This window comes from Aeribacillus sp. FSL K6-1121, from assembly GCF_038003725.1.
Classification (GTDB): domain Bacteria; phylum Bacillota; class Bacilli; order Bacillales; family Aeribacillaceae; genus Aeribacillus; species Aeribacillus composti.
Map to the genome: position 1 here is coordinate 673,961 of NZ_JBBOPS010000001.1, position 19,905 is coordinate 693,865.

Here is a 19,905-nt window from a genome sequence, read left to right on the forward strand (position 1 = left end):
TTGAAGACGCCTTTTTCATTATTGGAAAAACGATGCGATGGCATCAATGATCGAAGAAAAGAATTCTTTCATTTTTTGCAAAAAGCTTTGTCCTTCTTCGGATTCGAGAAATTTAGAAATTTTGTCTTTTGCTTTGTCAAGCTGGTTTCCGACTTCATCCCAATTGATATTGACGTTAATCATATTGTTAAATAAGAGGATTAAATTGTTTATATCATCTTCGGAAAGATTTATTTGCAAATCTTTTGCTGCTTGTTCAATCATTTCTCTTAGCTCTTGGTCATTTTTCGGAACGCCGTTTTCGGACATCTGTTCTTTTACTTTTGCAATTAATGCCGAAGCATTTTCGTCACCAATCTTATCTCCAAGCTTTGCTGTTTCCACCAGCTCTTGGTTGGCGACCTGTTTCACGTCTTCAGGGATCGCTTTATCAGTCGAAACTTCATAAGCTTTTATCAACCCTGTTAAAGCGGCTGTTCCGGAAACTTCAAAAGGCGCGGTGACATAAACATTTGCATCTTTGACACCAGCTGTCATGAGCGCATTTAAGTACATTTCATCCGTGACCCAGTTTATGTTGTTTGTTTGGACTTCTAAACCAGATCCCTTTTTCTCAATTTGTATTTTGGAAGAAGAAATCGCTTTTGAACCGATTTGCGCTTTCGGAATATAATCCCCCAAATATTTGTGCTCCTCTTCGTTTGTCACGGTGACCGTTTGCACGTTATCTGGTACGCCCATTTCCTTTAAGAGATCCTGCTTTTGCTGCTCCGTTAAATCGCTGCCTAACGTGACAATAACATCTCCAACAACAGAATCAGCAAAACTAGTAGTTGGTGTTGCCAACCCAATAGCAAGTAATATGGATAAAACGATTTTTTTCATCACTTAACCTCCTAAGCGAACATGACTTCGAATATATGATTATAGAGTGCAAAAACTTTCAACCATTTAAGACGTATATATATACTAAAACGTTTCATCTGTATTTTATGTTTTACTCTATGATAAAATAAAGAGAAAATTTTTTCATGAAAGGGAGCTGTTTTATGAGCAAAAAAGGCTACATTTTAATGGAAAACGGAGAAAAAATTGAATTTGAGCTTTTTCCGAATGAAGCTCCAAATACAGTGAAGAACTTTGAAAAACTTGCGAATTCAGGCTTTTATGACGGTTTGACTTTTCATCGTGTTATTCCAGGGTTTGTAAGCCAAGGCGGATGTCCGAATGGCAACGGCACTGGTAATGCAGGATATACGATCAAATGCGAAACAGATGGCAATCCACATAAACATGTAACCGGCGCCATTTCTATGGCTCACGCAGGCAGGGATACAGGCTCTTGTCAATTTTTTATCGTTCATGAACCTCAGCCTCACTTGGATGGAGTTCATACTGTTTTTGGCCAAGTAACTTCAGGCATGGAAACTGTGTTGAGCATGAAAAACGGAGATGTAATGAAAAAAGTAGAAGTGTATGAAAATTAAATTCCTCTTTCAAATAGAAAGGGATGTACAAAATGAGAATGAAAAACTGGATATTATTTATTGTTCTTGTTGTATTGAGCATTATTTGGGGACTCGTCTATTGGATGTTCATTGCTGACTAGCTGAATACCGCTCAGCTTTAGTTGATAATATAATTTTTGTAGATGCGGTCAAGTGTAGGAGAGAAATAATCGATAAAAAGGCACTTTTTCATATTGTTCAAAGATTGCTTTCTTGACAGAAGACCGTTTGAAGGGAGATAATAGTAAAATAATTGGCTGTTTTCTTCAGCTTTGTTTCTTTTTCAAAAACTCGTGAATGCTTCAAAATGGAAGGTGGGAAGCAAGAGGAAGCAGCCGTTTTTCCCATTGAAAATAACATAAAATGAATGATGCATCCTTCGGGGCAGGGTGAAATTCCCGACCGGCGGTGATAAAAGCTTTTAAGCTTTTTTAGCCCGTGACCCGCATTGGCGGAACGCCTTTGCGGTGGATCTGGTGAAAATCCAGAGCCGACAGTATAGTCTGGATGGGAGAAGGATCACTTTTGAAGGTGAGGAGTATAAACTGTTCAAAAAGAACAGATTTTATACTCTTATTTGAGTATACCTTCTTTTCGTTAAAGTGATCATCAAGCCCTGGGGGAACAAACCCGGGGCTTTTGTTTTGAAATCAACAAAAGGGAGGTGTGTCCTTCATGAATGACGAAAAATGGATGGAATTTGCCTTTCAGCTAGCGAAACAAGCAATCGGCCAAACGAGCCCTAACCCGTTGGTGGGAGCGGTCGTTGTGAAGGATGGGGAACTGATCGGGTTTGGAGCGCATTTAAAGGCTGGGGAACCCCATGCGGAAGTTCATGCTTTAAATATGGCTGGGGAAAAGGCAAAAGGTGCAACGCTGTACGTCACGCTTGAACCTTGCAGCCATTTTGGCAAAACTCCTCCCTGCTCTGAGCTTATTATCAAAAGAGGGATTAAACGGGTCGTTGTAGCTGCTTTGGATCCGAATCCTCTCGTAAGTGGACGCGGTGTGAAAGCTTTGCAAGATGCTGGAATCGATGTGGAAGCCGGGATATTGCAAAAAAATGGACATGAACTTAACAAAGTTTTCTTTCATTACATTCAAACAAACACTCCGTTTGTCACATTAAAATATGCCGCAACATTCGATGGGAAAATTGCTACAAAAATAGGTGACAGCAAGTGGATTACCGGAGAGGAAGCAAGACAGGATGTGCACCGTTACAGAGAAATACACGACGGCATTTTAGTGGGTGTTAATACAATTATAAAAGACAATCCAAGTCTGACTTGTCGGCTGCCGGATCGCAAACGAACACCGATACGGATTATTTTAGATACCCATCTGCGAATTCCGATGGATGCCAATGTGATAACTGACAAGGAAGCAGAAACTTGGGTCATTTGCCAAGATGGGGATCTCAATAAAAAAGCGGAACTGAAAAAATTAGGAATAGAAGTGTTGACTTTACATGATCAATGGAATATCCCAAATATTTTAAAAATATTAGGCGAGCGAGGCATCACCTCCCTGTTCGTTGAAGGAGGAGCAAGAGTCCATGCTTCATTTTTAAAAGCGGAAGCAGTGAATGAATTAATCGTGTATTTTGCACCCAAAATATTGGGAGACCCTGAAGGAATATCAGCCGTCATGGGCGATGAAGCATTAAAGATGAGGATGGCACATTCATTTGAAATTCAGTCCGTTACGAAAATAGGAGAAGATGTGAAAATTGTCTCCGTTCCGAAAAGAGGTGGACAAGATTGTTTACTGGAATCATTGAAGAAATAGGGGAAATCAAATCAGTAAAAGGAACGAATCAAGCAGTAATTTTAGAAATTTATGCAAAAAACATTTTGCAAGATGTAAAAATAGGCGACAGCATTGCCGTCAACGGAGTCTGTTTAACGGTCACCGACTTTGAATCGAATTATTTTTCTGTGGATGTCATGCCTGAGACGATGGCGGCAACGACATTAGGTACATTAAAAACCGGATCAAAGGTGAATTTGGAAAGGGCAATGGCTGTTGGCGACCGATTTGGCGGCCACATCGTTTCAGGACATGTTGATGGCGTTGGCACGATCGTCAAAAAAGAAAGAAAGGAAAATGCTGTTTATTATCAAATTAAAGCTCCTAAAGATTTGCTTTATTACATGATATTAAAAGGTTCAGTTGCAGTTGACGGAACGAGTTTAACCATTTTTGGCTTAACAGAACAAACCTTTACGATTTCGATTATTCCTCACACATATTCAGAAACAATTATTGGGGAAAAGGAGATAGGCGATAAGGTCAATATTGAATGTGATTTGATCGGGAAATATTTAGAAAAGTTTGTCCGCAAAGAGGCGCCAACCGGAATTACCGTTGATTTTTTGCAAAAGCACGGTTTTTACAGTGAATAGAGGTGATAGAATAATGTTTCATTCCATTGAGGATGCCATCGCAGATTTAAAACAGGGGAAAGTGATCATTGTCGTGGATGATGAGAATCGGGAAAACGAAGGAGATTTTGTCGGTCTAGCTGAGTTTTCCACCCCTGAAATGATCAATTTTATGATTTCAAAAGGAAAAGGTCTCGTCTGTGTGCCGATCACGGAATCGTTAGCGCACCGTTTGCAGCTTCACCCTATGGTAGCGGAAAATACAGATTTGCACCAAACCGCGTTTACTGTCAGCATCGATCATCAAACAACAACGACGGGAATCAGCGCATATGAGCGAGCTAAAACGATTCAGTCGCTCATTCAGCCGGATGCAAGGGCGGAGGATTTTAAAAGACCCGGACATGTTTTCCCGTTAATTGCAAAGAACGAAGGAGTATTAAAAAGAGCCGGCCACACGGAAGCAGCCGTTGATTTGGCAAAGCTGGCAGGATGCTTTCCAGCTGGCGTCATTTGTGAAATTATTAATGAAGACGGAACAATGGCTCGGGTTCCTCAATTAAAAGAAATAGCGGAACAATACAATTTAAAAATGATCACGATTCAAGATTTAATTCAATACCGCAGAAAACGGGAGGAATTAATCAAAAAAGAAGTGGAAATCGAGCTTCCGACAGGTTTTGGCCGTTTTAAAGCCATCGGTTATACCAGCTTGTATGATGGAAAAGAGCATATTGCGCTGGTGAAGGGTGAAATTAAGCCGGAGCATCCCGTTTTAGTTAGAATCCATTCAGAATGCCTGACAGGAGACGTCTTTCATTCTCACAGATGCGACTGCGGCCCGCAGCTTCATTCTGCATTGAGTGAAATTGAAAAAGAAGGAAGCGGAATTTTGCTCTATTTGCGCCAAGAAGGCAGGGGGATCGGGCTAATAAATAAATTGAAAGCATATAAGCTTCAAGAAAAAGGTTATGATACGGTCGAAGCAAATGAGGAGCTCGGCTTTCAGCCGGATCAAAGAGAATATGCTGTTGCAGCACAGATGCTGAAGGATATTGGAGCCAAGTCTATTCGTTTAATGACAAACAATCCGAGAAAAATGAAAGAAATGCAAGAATACGGACTTGAAATATTGGAGCGGGTTCCAATTGAAATACCGGCAAACAAGGATAATGAAAAATATTTGAAAACAAAAAAATCGAAACTAGGACATCTACTTCATATTTAGCGGGAGGTTATACTAATGAGCATAAACAAAATTGAAGGACATTTAGTCGGAAAAGATTTGAAAATCGGAATTGTCGTATCAAGATTTAATGAATTTATTACAAGCAAGCTGTTAAGCGGAGCAATCGATGCTCTCATCCGCCACGGCGTTTCGGAAAGCGACATTGATGTTGCATGGGTTCCGGGGGCTTTTGAAATCCCGCTTGTATCCAAAAAACTGGCTGAGTCCAAAAAATACGATGCGGTCATTGCCTTAGGAACAGTTATCCGTGGATCCACTACGCATTACGATTACGTATGCAATGAAGCGGCAAAAGGGATTGCGAACGCTTCTCTGCAAACAGGAGTGCCGGTAATATTTGGCGTCGTCACGACGGAAAATATCGAGCAAGCGATTGAACGAGCAGGAACGAAAGCGGGCAATAAAGGCTGGGACGCAGCACTATCGGCAATTGAAATGGCAAATTTAATCAAATCCCTCGCCCAACTTTAAAGAAAACAGTTTAAAATTCATAAGAAAATGTATATAATGTTAAGAGCAATATGATAAATGGGATTCAACACCAGTTGCCCATAAAATCTTTCTTGAAAGAATGTTATATATTAACGAGGGATCCAGCATGTTAGTTCGATATAAGAAAGCTTTTGAAAAAATTGCGATGGGGCTTCTTTCCTTTATGCCGAGTGAAAAGGATTTAAAGCAGCTCCAGCAAACGATGAAAACGTATGAAAATGACGAAAATTGGCAGCTTTTCTTATGGAAGGAAGAAGATGTTATCGGAGTGATCGGCGTTGAATTGAAAGATAAAGGAATAGTGGAAATTCAGCATATTTGCGTAAACCCGTCCCATCGTCATGAAGGAATCGGCAAAAAAATGATCAATGCCGTAAAAGAGCTATATAAAGATAAACATGTTATTCCTAGCGAACAAATTCAATCCTTTTTTGAAAAATGCGACCATGAACAATTGGAAAAAGAAGAGAGCTGATCACTCTCTTCTTTTTCTTTTTTTATGCCAATTTTTCAATCTCTCCTCAATGATGTCCGTTCGATCCCTTGTTTTATGTTTATGTATTAAAAAAACGTTTGAAATATCGCTAGGCTCACCGAACGTTTTTCCTCGTTCCTTTGCTGTTGTTAAGCAAATTTCGTAAAGGTTTTGATCAAAAATCGGCAGCTGAATGCTTTTATATGGTTCTCTTTTTTGAATTCGACCAAAAGTGTTTTGTAAAATATGTAAGAGCTGTTCATCATCCAAACCGAGTTTGTTAAGAGACGCCGTTTCATTTTTTAAAATGCGAATAGCATTTTTCATCATCCGCTCAGCACCATTGAAATTTTTTCTCCTGTAATGATAAAAGCTAACGGCAATTTGTATGAGCCCGACCCAGATTTGTTTTCTCTCTTCTTTAGGATCTTTTTTCCACAATTCTTCTAAAATTTCATGACATTCAAAATAATCCCGGTCACAATGAAAATGATATAAAAACTCAATATATTCAGGTGGGTACATATTGAGAAAACTCCTTTTTTCTACTATATATGTTATAGTTTATGAAAATGGCTGCAAAAAAGAAAGTATTCATGCCTGATTTAAAAATAAACAAAAAATGAGCTTTGTTGAAAAAGAGTATTGGATGTATTTTTCTATTGGTCTATACTAAAAATTAGCCATTTATCGAGGGTGATGATCTGGTAATGTATCTAGTAAAGTTAGAAGCTTTTGAAGGTCCGTTAGATTTGCTTTTGCATTTAATTCATCGTTTAGAAATTGATATATATGATATCCCTGTCAGCGAAATAACAGAACAGTATATGGAATATATTCACACGATGCAGGAGCTTGAGCTGGATGTTGCCAGTGAATATTTAGTGATGGCAGCCACATTATTGTCGATTAAAAGCAAAATGCTCCTTCCAAGACAGGAGGAAGAGTGGTCAGACGAGGAAATCATCGAAGAAGAGCAGTCCGATCCGAGAGATGAGCTTGTTACCCGTTTAATTGAATACAAGAAATATAAAGAAGCGGCAGTAAAGCTGAAAGAACTGGAAAGTGAACGGGCGCTTGTCTATACGAAGCCTCCAAGCGACTTGAGCGAATATTTGGAGGAAAAAGAGCCGATTTTGCAAAAAGGAAACGTAACGGTTTATGATATGATCGCTGCCTTTCAAAAAATGCTAAAACGAAAAAAAATTGAAAAGCCAATCGAACGAACCGTAGCAAAAGAAGAAATCCCGATCGAAAAACGAATGAAGGAAATGATCATGGAGCTGAAGGCAACGAAAAAGAAAAAGGAGTTTCACGATTTCTTTCCAGCTGACAGGAAGGATTATATGGTCGTGACTTTTTTAGCTTTGCTTCAGCTGATGAAAAATGAATACGTTCATGTAGAACAAGAACATAATTTTTCAGAAATTTATATTTACGGGAGTGAAAAGCTGCATGAGTTTAGGGATTATTGAATGGAAATCCATTTTGGAAGGGCTCTTATTTGCGGCTGGGGACGAAGGCCTTTCCATCAAGCAATTAACTTCCGTTCTTGAAATTGACGAGGCAACGGTTTTAAGCATTATTGAAGATTTAAAAGAGGAATACCAAAAAAAAGAACGGGGGATCGACCTTGTAGAAGTCGCAGGGGTTTACCAGCTCACAACCAAAAAGGAGCATGCACCATATTTAAAGCGGCTGATGGAAACTCCTATGAACCAATCACTCTCTCAGGCTGCGCTTGAAACATTGGCCATTATCGCTTATAAACAGCCGATTACCCGGATTGAAATAGAAGAAATTAGAGGGGTAAAGTCAGAAAGGCCGATCCGGACCCTTTCAGCGAAAGGGCTTATTCAAGAAGTCGGCAGAGAAGAGGGAGCGGGAAGAGCTATTTTATACGGAACGACAAAAGAGTTTCTTGAATATTTCGGATTAAAAACGATCGAAGAATTGCCTTCATTGACAGAGATCGAGAATGAAGAGCATTTTATTCAAGAAGAGGCAGATTTATTCTTTGAAAAATTAAATAACTTGTAAGTCGTCTCAGGCGGCAGTCTGAGACTTATTTTTATTTCACATTCTTTCAAATTCCGTTCATACGGTTGTCTTCTTTGCATAAACTTGTACAAAACGAATCGAATAAAGGGACGTGAAAGCATTAATGAACAAATGGACATCACGTATTAATGTATTCATTCTTTTTATATTGATAGGCCATTTTTTTATCCCGACAGCTCATGCAACGCATACGATTGAAGTTAGTGCAGAAAGCGCCATATTAATGGATCAGGAGAGCGGCCGGATCCTTTTTGAAAAAAACCCACATAAAAAAATGCGCATTGCAAGCATTACGAAAATCATGACGGCGATTTTAGCAATTGAATCAGGAAAAATGGATCAAAATGTGACTGTCAGTGACCGCGCTGTCCGAACTGAAGGGTCTTCCATATATCTTAAGCAAAAGCAAAAGGTGAAGCTGGAAGATTTGGTTTATGGTCTTATGCTAAGGTCCGGAAATGACGCTGCGGTGGCGATTGCTGAATTTGTCGGAGGCAGTTTAGATGGTTTCGTATTTATGATGAACGAAAAGGCGAAGGAAATCGGCATGACAAATACTGAATTTGCCAACCCGCACGGTTTGGATGATCACGAAAACCACTATTCTACCGCATATGATATGGCTCTTTTAACGAAATACGCCATGGAGAATGAAACGTTCCGCAAAATATTTGGAACAAAAGTTTATAAAAAAGACGGATTTCAGTGGAAAAATAAAAACAAACTTTTAAATTTATATGAATATTGTACAGGCGGTAAAACCGGGTACACAAAGAGGGCAAATAGAACATTAGTCTCCACTGCGGAAAAAGATGATTTACATTTAATTGCTGTTACGCTAAATGCTCCCGATGATTGGAACGACCATATGTCGATGTTTAACAGCGCGTTCAGCGAATATGATCAAGTGACGATCAAAAAAGAAGGATACCTTGCCATTGACAACAAGTTTTACAAAGACCGCATCTTCATTAATCGCGACATTGTTTATCCGCTGATGGAGGAAGAAAAAAACAAAATAAACATCCGTTTATTCCTAGCAAAACCGAAGGCTTCGTGGAAGAACCATCCTGAAAAGGTTCCAGAAAAAGTAGGAACATTTAGAGTGTTGCTCGATGGCGAAACGATTGAAGAAGTGCCGATCTATTTTGAAAACGGTGATGTAGAGCCTCCGCATGGCTGGTTTGGAAAGATGATCGATCTATTTTTTGATATGCTGGGTGTTTCCGCATGATTCATATTATTTGGGTTGCCTTAACTTTGATCGGCGTCGTATTTGCAATGTTCAACGGAACAATGGAGGAAGTGAATAAAGCCGTCTTTTCAGGTGCAAAAGAGGGTGTCACCATTGCCTTTGGCTTCATCAGCGTGCTTGTATTTTGGTTAGGCTTAATGAATATTGCGGAGAAAAGCGGTCTGTTAGAAAAGCTAGGGAATCTGTTCAAACCGTTGATGAGGAGAATTTTTCCTGATGTTCCCCCTGAGCATCCTGCGATGGGCTACATGCTGTCAAACTTGCTCGCCAATATGTTTGGGCTAGGAAACGCAGCTACACCGTTGGGAATTAAGGCGATGGAGCAGCTGAAAAAATTGAACAAAAATAAAGACCAGGCGTCCAGAAGCATGATCACCTTTCTAGCATTAAATACAACTGGATTGACTCTTGTTCCAACAACTGTAATTTCTATACGAATGACATACGGTTCGCATAATCCGACTGATATTGTCGTGCCAACGCTTCTGTCGACTTTCTTTGCTACCATAGCCGCTATTATGATTGACCGCTATTTTTACTATTTACGAAAAAGAAAAGGAGAATAACGATGGTGTTCATTAGTGCTGTTTCGATATGGCTGATCCCATTGATCATCGGTTTTATTTTGTTGTACGGGACTTTTAAACGCATTCCAACTTATGAAGCGTTTGTTGAAGGTGGAAAAGAAGGAATCGAAATTTCTTTTTCCATTATTCCGTATCTTGTCGGCATGCTCGTGGCAGTGTCTGTTTTTCGCGCTTCAGGGGCTCTCGATTTTTTTATGGACCTGTTAAAACCGATGTTTCAAGCTATCCACGTCCCGGCGGAAATTGTTCCGCTGGCGTTAATTCGGCCCATCTCTGGAACAGCTTCGTTAGGAATTATGAGCGATTTAATTTCAATGCATGGAGCGGATTCGTTGATCGGCCGACTGGCAGCCACCATGCAAGGGAGCACAGACACGACTTTGTATATCATTACAGTATATTTCGGTGCTGTTGGGATCAAGCGAATGGGCGATGCGATAAAGGTTGGGCTGCTGGCGGATTTTGCAGCCATCCTTTCTTCCATAATAATTGTTACGCTCCTTTTCGGTTAAGCTTTAATGAGCTTAGCTTTTTTATTTGCAAAAAAATAAATGCGTTCATCTTGTGTAACCAGACCGAAAGAAGGTAATATTTTTAGAGAGGTGAGATCAATGGAACGTTTGCAAAAGGTGATAGCGCGTTCGGGAATTGCTTCAAGAAGAAAAGCGGAGCAATTAATTTTGGACGGAAAAGTTACTGTAAATGGACAAGTTGTAACAGAGCTCGGAACAAAAGTATCTGACGAGGACAAGGTGGAGGTAAACGGGATTCCGGTAGAAAGGGAAGAACCGATTTATATTTTGTTTTATAAGCCTAGGGGAGTTATTTCGAGCGTGAAAGATGAAAAAGGGAGAAAAGTCGTCACCGATTACTTTCGAGATTTTGAGCAGCGCATCTTTCCGGTCGGCAGACTTGATTATGATACTTCAGGCCTTCTAATCCTGACAAACGATGGCGATTTTGCTAATTTGTTAATGCATCCACGATATGAAATTGATAAAGTGTATGTAGCGAAAGTTAAAGGAATTCCAGAAAGGAAAGAATTAAAACAACTGGAGCAAGGGATCATGCTGGAGGATGGAATGACAAAACCAGCAAAAGTCAAAATGCTTTCTTTAGATAAAAGAAAAAAAACGTGTATAATCGAAATTACCATTCATGAAGGAAGAAACCGGCAAATTAGAAGAATGTTTGATAAAATCGGCTATCCTGTGCTGAAGCTGAAAAGAGAACGGTACGCATTTTTAGATTTAAAAGGGCTCAATCCGGGTGCGTTCCGCGAAATTACTCCCCACGAGGTGAAGAGATTGCGGGCGCTGGCCCAGCACGGCAAGCATGCGAGAGTTTAGCCTAAAATCGGTTAAGCTTTCGCATTTATACCGACAAAACGTTGCAAACAATGTACTGCTTTAGGGGCTTACACGTTTTTATGTCACATAAACGTCAAAATTATTTTTCTGAATGAACGGAAATTCAATGATATAATAACAAGCGAATGAAAAACAAAGGGAGTACACACGATGAAAAAAAGGCGACTCATTACTCGCTCGATTATTCTTGTTATTTTATTAGGTGCTCTTGGATATACACTCTATTCAAATTTTTTTATGAGCAAAGAAAAAGTGAAAGTCGGATCAGCTGCGCCTGATTTTGTTCTTACTGATTTAGAAGGAAAAAAGCATCAATTTTCCGATTATAGAGGAAAAGGGGTATTTCTCAATTTCTGGGGAACGTGGTGCAAACCTTGTGAACGTGAAATGCCTTACATTGAAAGACAATATCAGCACTATAAAAATTTAGGCGTGGAAGTTTTAGCTGTCAACGTTGGCGAATCAAAATTAGTAGTGGAAAAATTTGCGGAAAAATACGGACTCAATTTCCCGATTGTCATTGACAAAAATCAGCAGGTGCTTCATGCATATGATGTAGATCCGCTGCCTACTACGTTTCTCATCGATAAGAACGGGAAGGTTGTCAAAATCATTACTGCACCAATGACGGAACGGGAAGTTCGAGATTACATGGAAATGATAAAACCATAGTTAGGGAGTTTTCAACATGAATCATGTGAAATGTGAATGCGGTCATGTAAATCCGTTCGGTACTGTGCTGTGTGAAAATTGCGGACGGGCCTTGGCAGCAGAGGGCGAAGGCAATTCGGAAAAACTTCATGATATGCGTTATGACGGAAGCGCCAGACGTTCTCAAACATATAATAAAACGATCGTCGATAAAGTATGGAATTTTTTCTCTTCTGTTAAAGTTGGAGTCTGGCTGATTGTGATAACGCTGATCGCATCAGCAATCGGAACGATTTTTCCGCAAGAATTGTACATACCTTCCAACGTAACGCCAGAGCAATTTTATAAAGATGAATATGGAATTTTAGGCCAGCTTTATTATCAATTAGGCTTCCACCGCCTATACGGTTCTTGGTGGTATATGACCTTGATCGCATCGATTGGAATATCGCTTGTGATTTGCTCGCTTGACCGGGTTATTCCACTTTATCGTGCCTTGAAAAATCAAGGTGTGTCTCGGCACGAGTCTTTTTTGAAAAGACAGCGCCTTTTTAGCGAATCATATGTGGACAATATTGAAAAAAATGTAGAACAAGTTAAAAAAAATTTAACAGCGCGCCGTTATCGCATTCGAGAAGAAAATGGAAACATTTTGGCAGAGAAAAATCGATTTTCCAGATGGGGTCCGTATGTCAATCATATCGGATTGATTATTTTTTTAATTGGAGCCATGCTCCGCTTTTTCCCGGGGATGTATGTGGATGAGGTTCTCTGGTTAAGAGAAGGGGAAACGAAAGAAATACCCGGGACAAATGGCGAGTATTATTTGAAGCATCATCAATTCATTTTGGAAACTTATCAAAAGGAAAAAGAAAAAGATGTGTTTCAGGAAGCGATTGACCGTGTCGGCGATGGAAGCGTAGCTAAAAACTTCCAATCAAATGTGACGCTTTATAAAAAGCAGGGAGACAGCCTGCCGGGTGAAGAACCAAAATTAAAAGAGGTAAAAGACTTCAGCATTCGCGTCAACGAACCGTTGAAATTTGATTCTTATGCTGTCTATCAAGTGAATTACAAGCTGAATGAGTTAAATAAAATGACGTTTGATCTTATCGATAAAAAATCGGGGAAAAGCTTCGGGAAAGTTGTCATTGACCTCTTAAATCCAGAAAAGAAATATGATTTAGGAAACGGCTATGCTGTTGAAATTGCTAGCTATCTTCCAGATTTTTATTTTGATGACGAAGGCAATCCAGCCACGCGGTCGAGAGTGCCAAACAACCCGGCATTTGTTTTTAAAATGATTGCACCTGACAGACCGAAGGGAGAAACGAGTTTCGTTGCCATCCAGCAAACGATTGAACCTAACGAGAATAACAAATACAAAATGAAATTTTCAGGAATTGAAACGAAAAACTTAACGGGCCTAGTTGTAAGAAAAGATTTAACTTTATGGGTGCTCGGTGTCGGCGGAGCCATTTTTATGATAGGCTTAATTCAAGGATTGTACTGGCAGCATCGCCGCATATGGCTGAAAGCGGATAACGGCAAAATCATGCTGGCGGGGCATACAAACAAAAACTGGTTTGGATTAAAAAATGAATTGGACATCATTTTGCGCGATACTGAAATTCAAAAGCCTGTTGACCAAAAACAATTAAAAGAATAGAACCTCATGAAGGAGGGGAAGTTTGTGGCTGAACTTAGCAGCACTTTATTATACATTGCGTTTATTTTGTATTTAATAGGAACATTCTTTTTTGGCGGTTCCATCCGTGACAAAAGAGGAAAGGATGAAAAAACGAATAGATGGGCGCGATTAGGCATTGCGGCGGCGATCCTCGGTTTTTTGTCTCAACTGGGATACTTCGTTACGAGATGGATCGCTGCTGGACATGCCCCGGTTTCGAACTTATTTGAATTCACGACATTCTTTGGTATGATGCTAGTAGGAGCATTTATCATTATTTATTTTATTTATAAGCTGTCTGCACTTGGCTTATTTACATTGCCAGTTGCACTTTTATTGATTGCATATGCCAGCATGTTTCCGACAGAAATCAGCCCTTTAATACCAGCTCTTCAAAGCGATTGGCTGAAAATCCATGTAACAACAGCTGCTGCCGGACAAGCTATTTTGGCGATCAGCTTTGTAGCCGGAGTCCTGTATTTAACAAAGGTTGTGGATCAATCAAAAGCAACAAAAAAGACGTTTTGGCTTGAATTTGTCATGTTTGTATTAGTCACAACACTAGCATTTGTCATTGTCACAACCGTGTTCCGAGCAATGGATTATGAATCAGTGTTTAAATGGATCGATAAAAATGGACAAGAGGCGGAAATGGAATTTCATTTGCCTGCTCTCGTTGCGCCGCACGAAGGAGAATTGTTGACAAAAGATCGGCTTGCAGGCTTTGTGGAATTGCCGGCGATTTTATCGGCCAGAAAGGTGAACACTGTTTTATGGTCCACATTTGTAGGACTGATTTTATACGGAGTGATCCGCCTAATATTGAGAAAGCGTATTTCTGCAGCGTTGCAGCCTTTAGTGAAAAATTTAAATTTGGATGTGGTGGATGAAATTGGCTACCGTTCAGTAGCGATTGGATTCCCAGTATTTACGCTAGGTGCTTTAATATTTGCCATGATTTGGGCGCAGATCGCTTGGACCCGATTTTGGGGCTGGGATCCGAAAGAGGTTTGGGCATTGATCACTTGGCTGTTTTACGCGGCATATCTTCACTTACGGCTTTCGAGAGGATGGCATGGAGAAAAATCAGCATGGCTTGCGGTTATCGGATTTGCGATCATCATGTTTAATTTAATTTTTGTAAACCTTGTGATAGCTGGTTTACATTCATATGCATAAACGGATTGGCTGACTCATGATACATGCTGGAATTTGGATCATTATCATTTGAGTCAGCTCTTTTTTAACCTGATCAAGGGAGGAATAAAATATGTCAGAGAACCAGGATGTAACGATTTTAGTGGTAGATGATGAAGAAAGAATTCGCAGGCTTTTGAAAATGTACTTAGAAAGGGAAAATTATCAAATAGATGAGGCGGAAAATGGTGATGAAGCGCTTGAAAAGGCTCTTTGTGCCGATTATGATTTGATTATTCTGGATATTATGATGCCCGGAATTGACGGAATCGAAGTGTGCAAGCAGCTGAGAGAAAAGAAAGCCACTCCTGTCATTATGCTGACAGCAAAAGGAGAGGAGGTAAACCGTGTTCAAGGGTTTGAGGTCGGTGCGGACGATTATATTGTAAAACCGTTCAGCCCGAGAGAGGTTGTTTTGCGTGTGAAAGCGATTTTAAGAAGGGCGTCACAAACAAGCTATTTAAAAACCGATTCATCGGCGAAAAATGTGATCGTTTTCCCGCACTTAACAATCGATCATGATGCTCATCGCGTGACGGCCGACGGCAAGGAAGTCAACTTAACCCCGAAAGAGTACGAGCTGCTTTATTTTTTGGCAAAAACTCCTGATAAAGTATACGACCGGGAAAAGCTGCTGAAGGAAGTATGGCATTACGAATTTTTTGGAGATTTACGAACAGTTGACACTCATGTGAAAAGACTTAGGGAAAAATTAAACAAAGTTTCGCCTGAAGCCGCCAAAATGATCGTGACTGTTTGGGGTGTCGGCTATAAATTCGAGGTCGTTGAAGAATGAAATTTTGGAGAAGCGTTGTTGGCAAGCTTTGGATGACCATTTTATTTCTTGTGATAGTGGTTCTGTCGATTTTAACCATTTTGCTGCTCGAGTTTATGGAAAATTATCATATAAAAGATGCCGAGCAAAAATTGACCCAGCTTGCCAATAAAGCAGCCATTATTATGGAAAATCATCAAAATACACCATTAGCCGGCTCCATCGCAACTGAACTTTCTGATAAACTAACAAGTGTGTATATCGTTGATGGTGGAAAAACATATTGGCAAAAGCAAAATGACGGGGCGGGTGTCGCTCAATATTCATTAAATGAAATCATCAGTGAGAAAGAGCTGTCAAAAGTATTGGAAGATCAAGAAAAAATCAGCCTTGTAAAAAGCTTTCCGCAAACGAATGATCACAATAAATTCAATAATGAAATGATGATCGTCGGAGTGCCTTATCAATCTGGAGCGATATTTGTCGTACAATCTTTGTCTGCCATTAATGAAACAACAAAACAAACAACTAAATATATTTTTATGGCAGCATTTATAGCTATTATATTAACGACCGTTTTTGCCTTTTTTTTATCAACCCGCATTACCTATCCGCTCCGAAAAATGAGAGAAGTCGCAATTGAAGTGGCGAATGGAAAATTTGATACGAAAGTTCCAAAGCTGACAAGCGATGAAATTGGTGAATTAGCTGTTGCCTTTAACCAAATGGGCCGGCAGGTGAAATTCCATATTAACGCTTTGCGGCAAGAAAAAGAACAGCTTTCAAACATTTTAAGCAGTATGGCCGACGGTGTCATTACGTTAAATATCGATGGAACGATTTTAGTCACAAATCCTCCTGCTGAACGTTTTTTGCAGGCATGGTATTATGAAAACGGAATGGATCCGAAAAAGGAACATGAGCTTCCGCCGGCTATTGAAGAACTGTTTAAACGAGTGACGACGACTCACCGCGAGCAGGTTACTGAGATTACTTTGCAAGGCAGAACATGGGGAGTGATCATGAGCTCTCTTTATAATCAAAATCGTGTTCGAGGAGCGGTCGTTGTTTTGCGCGATATAACGGAGGAAAGACGTCTCGACAAATTAAGAATTGATTTTATTGCCAATGTGTCCCACGAGCTGCGGACGCCTATTGCCATGCTGCAAGGATACAGCGAAGCTCTTCGCGATGACATTGCAGGAAGCGAAAAGGAGCGGAAGGAGATTGTTCAGGTTATTTATGACGAATCATTGCGAATGGGCCGATTGGTGAATGATTTATTGGATTTGGCCAGAATGGAGGCAGGACATATTTCCTTAAATATACAAGATGTCAAATTGAAGCCTTTTATTGAAAAAATTATTCGCAAATTTCAAGGCATTGCAAAAGAAAAACAGATTCACCTCGAATATTTGCTGAATGTTCAAACGGATTCCTTTTCGTTTGATCCGGACCGCATTGAGCAAGTACTGACCAATTTAATTGACAATGCCATCCGCCATACGAGTGCACAAGGATTTGTAAAAGTAATTATTTCAGAAAGCAATGGTTTAAAAATAGATGTTCAGGACTCAGGAAGCGGAATCAGTGAAGAAGATCTGCCGTTTGTGTTTGAACGCTTTTATAAAGCTGACAAAGCGAGAACGCGTGGAAGAGCAGGTACGGGTCTGGGGCTTGCCATTGCGAAAAATATTGTTGATGCCCATAAAGGGGTAATACAAGTTCACAGCAAATTAAATGTTGGAACGACATTTACCGTACTATTGCCGCAAACATCGTAAAAATTTGCCGATCTTTATTGTTTCACACGTAACAGAAGGGAGGTTTGGCAATGAATTTATATACGCGTACAGGGGATCAAGGACAGACGAACGTTATTGGTGCGCGCGTCGATAAAGATGATCCAAGGGTGGAAGCTTACGGAACGATTGATGAATTGAACGCTTACATAGGCTATGCAAGGACGTTTTTAACAGATAAAGCGTTTCAAGATATTTACGAAGAGCTTGAAAAAATTCAGCATCATTTGTTTGATTGCGGATCTGACATAGCGGTTGTGTACGAAAAGCAAAAACATCCGTTTAAAACGACGGAGGATATGATTCATTTTTTAGAGGAACGAATCGATCATTATGTGGAAGAAGCTCCTGCATTAGAAAAATTTATTTTGCCCGGAGGAACGGAGGCGGCCAGCGTTTTACATATTGCGAGAACAGTTGCCAGAAGAGCAGAGCGTTTAATCGTTTCTTTAATGAAAGAGGTTAAAATTCATCATCCGGTCCTCATTTACATGAACCGTCTGTCTGATTATTTATTTGCTGCTGCTCGGGTTGTAAATTACCGCCTAAACGTGAAGGATGTCGAATACGAACGAAGCGGGAAGGTGTTCCGGACACATAATAGCAAAAAAAATTGACACCGAGGGTCTCTTTTATAAGACCCTTTCTTTTTTGTTTGTAACATGTCATGCGTCTCTTTCGACAAATATTTTAAACGGAGGGTATGTGCATGGATGAATCGTTTCAAAGATTATACGAAAAGTATCATCAAGATATTTTTCAGTTTTTATATTATTTGGTGAAGGATCGGGAACAAGCGGAAGATTTGGTGCATGAAGTGTATATAAAAGTTTTAAAATCATACTCGAGCTTTGAAGGACGAAGCAGTGAAAAAACATGGTTATTTTCCATTGCTCGGCATGTAGCGATTGATTTTTTTCGAAAGCAAAAAACTCTCCGTCAGCGAATAATGGAAAAATTTGATTTAGATCAAGCACAAATTGCGGATCAAGAGCCCCTCCCGGAAGAAATAGCTTTACAACGAGAAGAAATACAGATGCTATACAAAGCAATGAATGACTGTAATGTGAATCAAAGAACCGTTTTAATTTTACGGTTTATAAAAGAATTATCTGTTGCAGAAACAGCCGAGGTGTTGGGGTGGACGGAAAGCAAAGTCAAAACAACCCAGCATCGGGCTTTAAAAGTGTTAAAAAATTATATAGATAAAGCTATGAAAGAACAAGGTGCCACAAAAGATCAGGGAGCTATGACAGAACAGGAGGTAGTTTCAAGTGAAAAACTCTCGGTGGAGCGATGAACAAATCAAAAAATGGATAAGCGAGTTTCCAAAAGTAGAAGATTCCCGCAGTTCATTCGAGATTTGGAACAATATTACCGAGAAAAAAAGAAAAAGAACAATATTGAAATTCATTGTTCCATCAGCTTCGATTGTTGCTTTGACAGCAGCCGTCACTTTTGTAGTTTTTCCGCTAAGCAACAGCAAAAATGAACAAACCCAATATTCATATAACAAAAAGGCCGAAAACGCAGGAAACAGTCATTTAACCGAAATTCAAACGAATGAGGCTTCGCCGAAGTATCGTTCCATAGTTCCAAATTCTTCAACAGAACAAATTATCACAGTAGGGCTTTTAGATGAAAGCAAACAGCATGTCGTTCCTCTAAGCTTTAAAGGAAATCAATTCGAGCCTGCCGTCAAGCAAATAAATGACGTCTTAAACAAGATCGATGTGAAACGTTTCAATCTTTCAGCTTTTGCCTTTCAAGATGCAGACATTTATGAAAGCAAAAGCCGAAGTGACGAGGTGATCATAAATTTTGAAAAATTGAATATAAAAGACCGTTTCCATAATGAACAAAATTTTAAAGAAGTATTAAAAGAAACATTTCGGTGGCAAAATTATAAAAAGGTGCGCTTATTTACAAATGAAAAGCAGCATGTTCCTTCTGAGCATTTTGTTTCCGAATTTCAAATAAAGAAGCTGCTGAAAAAAGCCTATTTCTTGTTTTTTCCTAAAAATAGCAGCAATCCTTTGCTCGTTCCATCAAAAAATGAATATGAAACAATTGAAGAGGCAATGAATGCCATGCAAAAAGGTAAGGAAGACGGGCTTGAACCTTCCATTAATAATTCCGTTAAAATTAAGCAATTGAAAAAGGATGATGAGCTGCTTACGGTCACTTTTGACAATGCTTCAAAAATGAAAAACACAGAGCATACTGAAGTTATGCTGGAAGCGATTTTAATGACAGCGAAAGAATTCGGATTTAAGAAAGTGAAGTTCGAAGGCTTTGATGCGAAAAAAATCGGAAATATTGATATTTCAAAACCGGTGGAAGTGCCTTTTTCGCCTAATTTTATTGACCTGAAAGTTGATGCATAGCAAAAGGAACGGAAATAGG

Annotated in this window: 22 protein-coding genes and 1 riboswitch; of the genes, 20 read left to right on the forward strand and 2 right to left on the reverse strand. The window is 39.6% G+C overall.

What is annotated here, in order from left to right; genetic code table 11:
• Positions 1–18 precede the first annotated feature (18 nt).
• Entirely contained in the window at positions 19–885 is an 867-nt protein-coding gene (locus tag NSQ61_RS03465; protein WP_340806029.1) for a DUF1002 domain-containing protein, read from the reverse strand.
• A 164-nt stretch (positions 886–1,049) separates the two neighbouring features.
• Between NSQ61_RS03465 and NSQ61_RS03470 the strand changes: the two genes are divergently transcribed.
• The 6 genes from NSQ61_RS03470 (at position 1,050) to NSQ61_RS03495 (ending at position 6,111) form a co-directional block, all read left to right on the forward strand.
• Entirely contained in the window at positions 1,050–1,487 is a 438-nt protein-coding gene (locus NSQ61_RS03470) for a peptidylprolyl isomerase (RefSeq protein ID WP_063388640.1), read from the forward strand.
• Positions 1,488–1,879: 392 nt separating this feature from the next.
• Positions 1,880–2,031: riboswitch (FMN riboswitch) on the forward strand.
• A 152-nt stretch (positions 2,032–2,183) separates the two neighbouring features.
• A complete protein-coding gene (gene ribD, locus NSQ61_RS03475) occupies positions 2,184–3,299 on the forward strand; it encodes a bifunctional diaminohydroxyphosphoribosylaminopyrimidine deaminase/5-amino-6-(5-phosphoribosylamino)uracil reductase RibD (RefSeq protein WP_066247677.1) in 1,116 nt (371 codons plus the stop codon).
• Positions 3,272–3,916 (forward strand): riboflavin synthase, encoded by a 645-nt coding sequence (ribE, locus tag NSQ61_RS03480; RefSeq protein ID WP_063388638.1) that lies wholly within the window; start codon positions 3,272–3,274, stop codon positions 3,914–3,916. The genes ribD and ribE overlap by 28 nt, the downstream gene beginning before the upstream one ends.
• Positions 3,917–3,929: 13 nt before the next feature.
• Entirely contained in the window at positions 3,930–5,123 is a 1,194-nt protein-coding gene (locus tag NSQ61_RS03485; RefSeq protein WP_063388637.1) for a bifunctional 3,4-dihydroxy-2-butanone-4-phosphate synthase/GTP cyclohydrolase II, read from the forward strand.
• Positions 5,124–5,144: 21 nt separating this feature from the next.
• The gene (gene ribH, locus NSQ61_RS03490) at positions 5,145–5,615 is read left to right on the forward strand and encodes a 6,7-dimethyl-8-ribityllumazine synthase (RefSeq protein ID WP_063388660.1); all 471 of its coding nucleotides are present in this window, start codon (positions 5,145–5,147) and stop codon (positions 5,613–5,615) included.
• 127 nt (positions 5,616–5,742) lie between these two features.
• Positions 5,743–6,111 carry a GNAT family N-acetyltransferase gene (locus NSQ61_RS03495; protein ID WP_063388636.1) on the forward strand — a complete coding sequence of 123 codons (369 nt, stop codon included), beginning with the start codon at positions 5,743–5,745 and terminating at the stop codon, positions 6,109–6,111.
• Here the strand turns inward: NSQ61_RS03495 and NSQ61_RS03500 are convergent, their stop codons facing one another.
• The gene (locus NSQ61_RS03500) at positions 6,112–6,636 is read right to left on the reverse strand and encodes a DUF309 domain-containing protein (RefSeq protein ID WP_063388635.1); all 525 of its coding nucleotides are present in this window, start codon (positions 6,634–6,636) and stop codon (positions 6,112–6,114) included.
• Positions 6,637–6,815: 179 nt separating this feature from the next.
• Between NSQ61_RS03500 and NSQ61_RS03505 the strand changes: the two genes are divergently transcribed.
• From NSQ61_RS03505 to NSQ61_RS03570, 14 genes are all read left to right on the forward strand, one after another.
• A complete protein-coding gene (locus tag NSQ61_RS03505) occupies positions 6,816–7,586 on the forward strand; it encodes a segregation/condensation protein A (RefSeq protein ID WP_340808033.1) in 771 nt (256 codons plus the stop codon).
• On the forward strand, positions 7,567–8,151 hold the full coding sequence (gene scpB, locus NSQ61_RS03510) for an SMC-Scp complex subunit ScpB (RefSeq protein WP_327848146.1): 585 nt from the start codon (positions 7,567–7,569) through the stop codon (positions 8,149–8,151). The genes NSQ61_RS03505 and scpB overlap by 20 nt, the downstream gene beginning before the upstream one ends.
• A gap of 124 nt (positions 8,152–8,275) precedes the next feature.
• Positions 8,276–9,406 (forward strand): D-alanyl-D-alanine carboxypeptidase family protein, encoded by a 1,131-nt coding sequence (locus tag NSQ61_RS03515; RefSeq protein ID WP_340806032.1) that lies wholly within the window; start codon positions 8,276–8,278, stop codon positions 9,404–9,406.
• The gene (locus tag NSQ61_RS03520) at positions 9,403–9,993 is read left to right on the forward strand and encodes a nucleoside recognition domain-containing protein (protein WP_063388631.1); all 591 of its coding nucleotides are present in this window, start codon (positions 9,403–9,405) and stop codon (positions 9,991–9,993) included. The genes NSQ61_RS03515 and NSQ61_RS03520 overlap by 4 nt, the downstream gene beginning before the upstream one ends.
• A gap of 2 nt (positions 9,994–9,995) precedes the next feature.
• Positions 9,996–10,526, forward strand: a complete 531-nt coding sequence (locus tag NSQ61_RS03525) for a spore maturation protein (RefSeq protein WP_063388630.1) — start codon at positions 9,996–9,998, stop codon at positions 10,524–10,526.
• 99 nt (positions 10,527–10,625) lie between these two features.
• On the forward strand, positions 10,626–11,363 hold the full coding sequence (locus tag NSQ61_RS03530) for a pseudouridine synthase (protein WP_063388629.1): 738 nt from the start codon (positions 10,626–10,628) through the stop codon (positions 11,361–11,363).
• Positions 11,364–11,534: 171 nt separating this feature from the next.
• Entirely contained in the window at positions 11,535–12,056 is a 522-nt protein-coding gene (resA, locus tag NSQ61_RS03535; protein ID WP_063388628.1) for a thiol-disulfide oxidoreductase ResA, read from the forward strand.
• 16 nt (positions 12,057–12,072) lie between these two features.
• On the forward strand, positions 12,073–13,704 hold the full coding sequence (resB, locus tag NSQ61_RS03540; protein ID WP_063388627.1) for a cytochrome c biogenesis protein ResB: 1,632 nt from the start codon (positions 12,073–12,075) through the stop codon (positions 13,702–13,704).
• A 24-nt stretch (positions 13,705–13,728) separates the two neighbouring features.
• The gene (ccsB, locus tag NSQ61_RS03545; RefSeq protein WP_144598193.1) at positions 13,729–14,904 is read left to right on the forward strand and encodes a c-type cytochrome biogenesis protein CcsB; all 1,176 of its coding nucleotides are present in this window, start codon (positions 13,729–13,731) and stop codon (positions 14,902–14,904) included.
• A gap of 91 nt (positions 14,905–14,995) precedes the next feature.
• Positions 14,996–15,718: a response regulator transcription factor gene (locus NSQ61_RS03550; protein WP_066247683.1), complete on the forward strand. Its 723-nt coding sequence runs from the start codon at positions 14,996–14,998 to the stop codon at positions 15,716–15,718.
• A complete protein-coding gene (locus NSQ61_RS03555; protein ID WP_094246154.1) occupies positions 15,715–17,481 on the forward strand; it encodes an ATP-binding protein in 1,767 nt (588 codons plus the stop codon). The genes NSQ61_RS03550 and NSQ61_RS03555 overlap by 4 nt, the downstream gene beginning before the upstream one ends.
• Before the next feature lie 50 nt (positions 17,482–17,531).
• Positions 17,532–18,116, forward strand: a complete 585-nt coding sequence (locus tag NSQ61_RS03560) for a cob(I)yrinic acid a,c-diamide adenosyltransferase (protein ID WP_340806034.1) — start codon at positions 17,532–17,534, stop codon at positions 18,114–18,116.
• Between the two features lie 92 nt (positions 18,117–18,208).
• A complete protein-coding gene (gene sigX / locus NSQ61_RS03565) occupies positions 18,209–18,799 on the forward strand; it encodes an RNA polymerase sigma factor SigX (RefSeq protein ID WP_130157469.1) in 591 nt (196 codons plus the stop codon).
• Positions 18,774–19,886 carry a GerMN domain-containing protein gene (locus NSQ61_RS03570; RefSeq protein ID WP_340806037.1) on the forward strand — a complete coding sequence of 371 codons (1,113 nt, stop codon included), beginning with the start codon at positions 18,774–18,776 and terminating at the stop codon, positions 19,884–19,886. Before sigX ends, NSQ61_RS03570 begins: the two co-directional genes overlap by 26 nt.
• Positions 19,887–19,905: the final 19 nt, after the last annotated feature.

Coding starts and splice junctions, on each gene's coding strand:
- NSQ61_RS03465 (WP_340806029.1), bottom strand. CDS start 885: ATGAAAAAAATCGTTTTATCCATATTACTTGCTATTGGGTTGGCAACA.
- NSQ61_RS03470 (WP_063388640.1), top strand. CDS start 1,050: ATGAGCAAAAAAGGCTACATTTTAATGGAAAACGGAGAAAAAATTGAA.
- ribD (WP_066247677.1), top strand. CDS start 2,184: ATGAATGACGAAAAATGGATGGAATTTGCCTTTCAGCTAGCGAAACAA.
- NSQ61_RS03485 (WP_063388637.1), top strand. CDS start 3,930: ATGTTTCATTCCATTGAGGATGCCATCGCAGATTTAAAACAGGGGAAA.
- NSQ61_RS03495 (WP_063388636.1), top strand. CDS start 5,743: ATGTTAGTTCGATATAAGAAAGCTTTTGAAAAAATTGCGATGGGGCTT.
- NSQ61_RS03500 (WP_063388635.1), bottom strand. CDS start 6,636: ATGTACCCACCTGAATATATTGAGTTTTTATATCATTTTCATTGTGAC.
- scpB (WP_327848146.1), top strand. CDS start 7,567: ATGAGTTTAGGGATTATTGAATGGAAATCCATTTTGGAAGGGCTCTTA.
- NSQ61_RS03515 (WP_340806032.1), top strand. CDS start 8,276: ATGAACAAATGGACATCACGTATTAATGTATTCATTCTTTTTATATTG.
- NSQ61_RS03520 (WP_063388631.1), top strand. CDS start 9,403: ATGATTCATATTATTTGGGTTGCCTTAACTTTGATCGGCGTCGTATTT.
- NSQ61_RS03525 (WP_063388630.1), top strand. CDS start 9,996: ATGGTGTTCATTAGTGCTGTTTCGATATGGCTGATCCCATTGATCATC.
- NSQ61_RS03530 (WP_063388629.1), top strand. CDS start 10,626: ATGGAACGTTTGCAAAAGGTGATAGCGCGTTCGGGAATTGCTTCAAGA.
- resA (WP_063388628.1), top strand. CDS start 11,535: ATGAAAAAAAGGCGACTCATTACTCGCTCGATTATTCTTGTTATTTTA.
- resB (WP_063388627.1), top strand. CDS start 12,073: ATGAATCATGTGAAATGTGAATGCGGTCATGTAAATCCGTTCGGTACT.
- NSQ61_RS03550 (WP_066247683.1), top strand. CDS start 14,996: ATGTCAGAGAACCAGGATGTAACGATTTTAGTGGTAGATGATGAAGAA.
- NSQ61_RS03555 (WP_094246154.1), top strand. CDS start 15,715: ATGAAATTTTGGAGAAGCGTTGTTGGCAAGCTTTGGATGACCATTTTA.
- NSQ61_RS03560 (WP_340806034.1), top strand. CDS start 17,532: ATGAATTTATATACGCGTACAGGGGATCAAGGACAGACGAACGTTATT.
- sigX (WP_130157469.1), top strand. CDS start 18,209: ATGGATGAATCGTTTCAAAGATTATACGAAAAGTATCATCAAGATATT.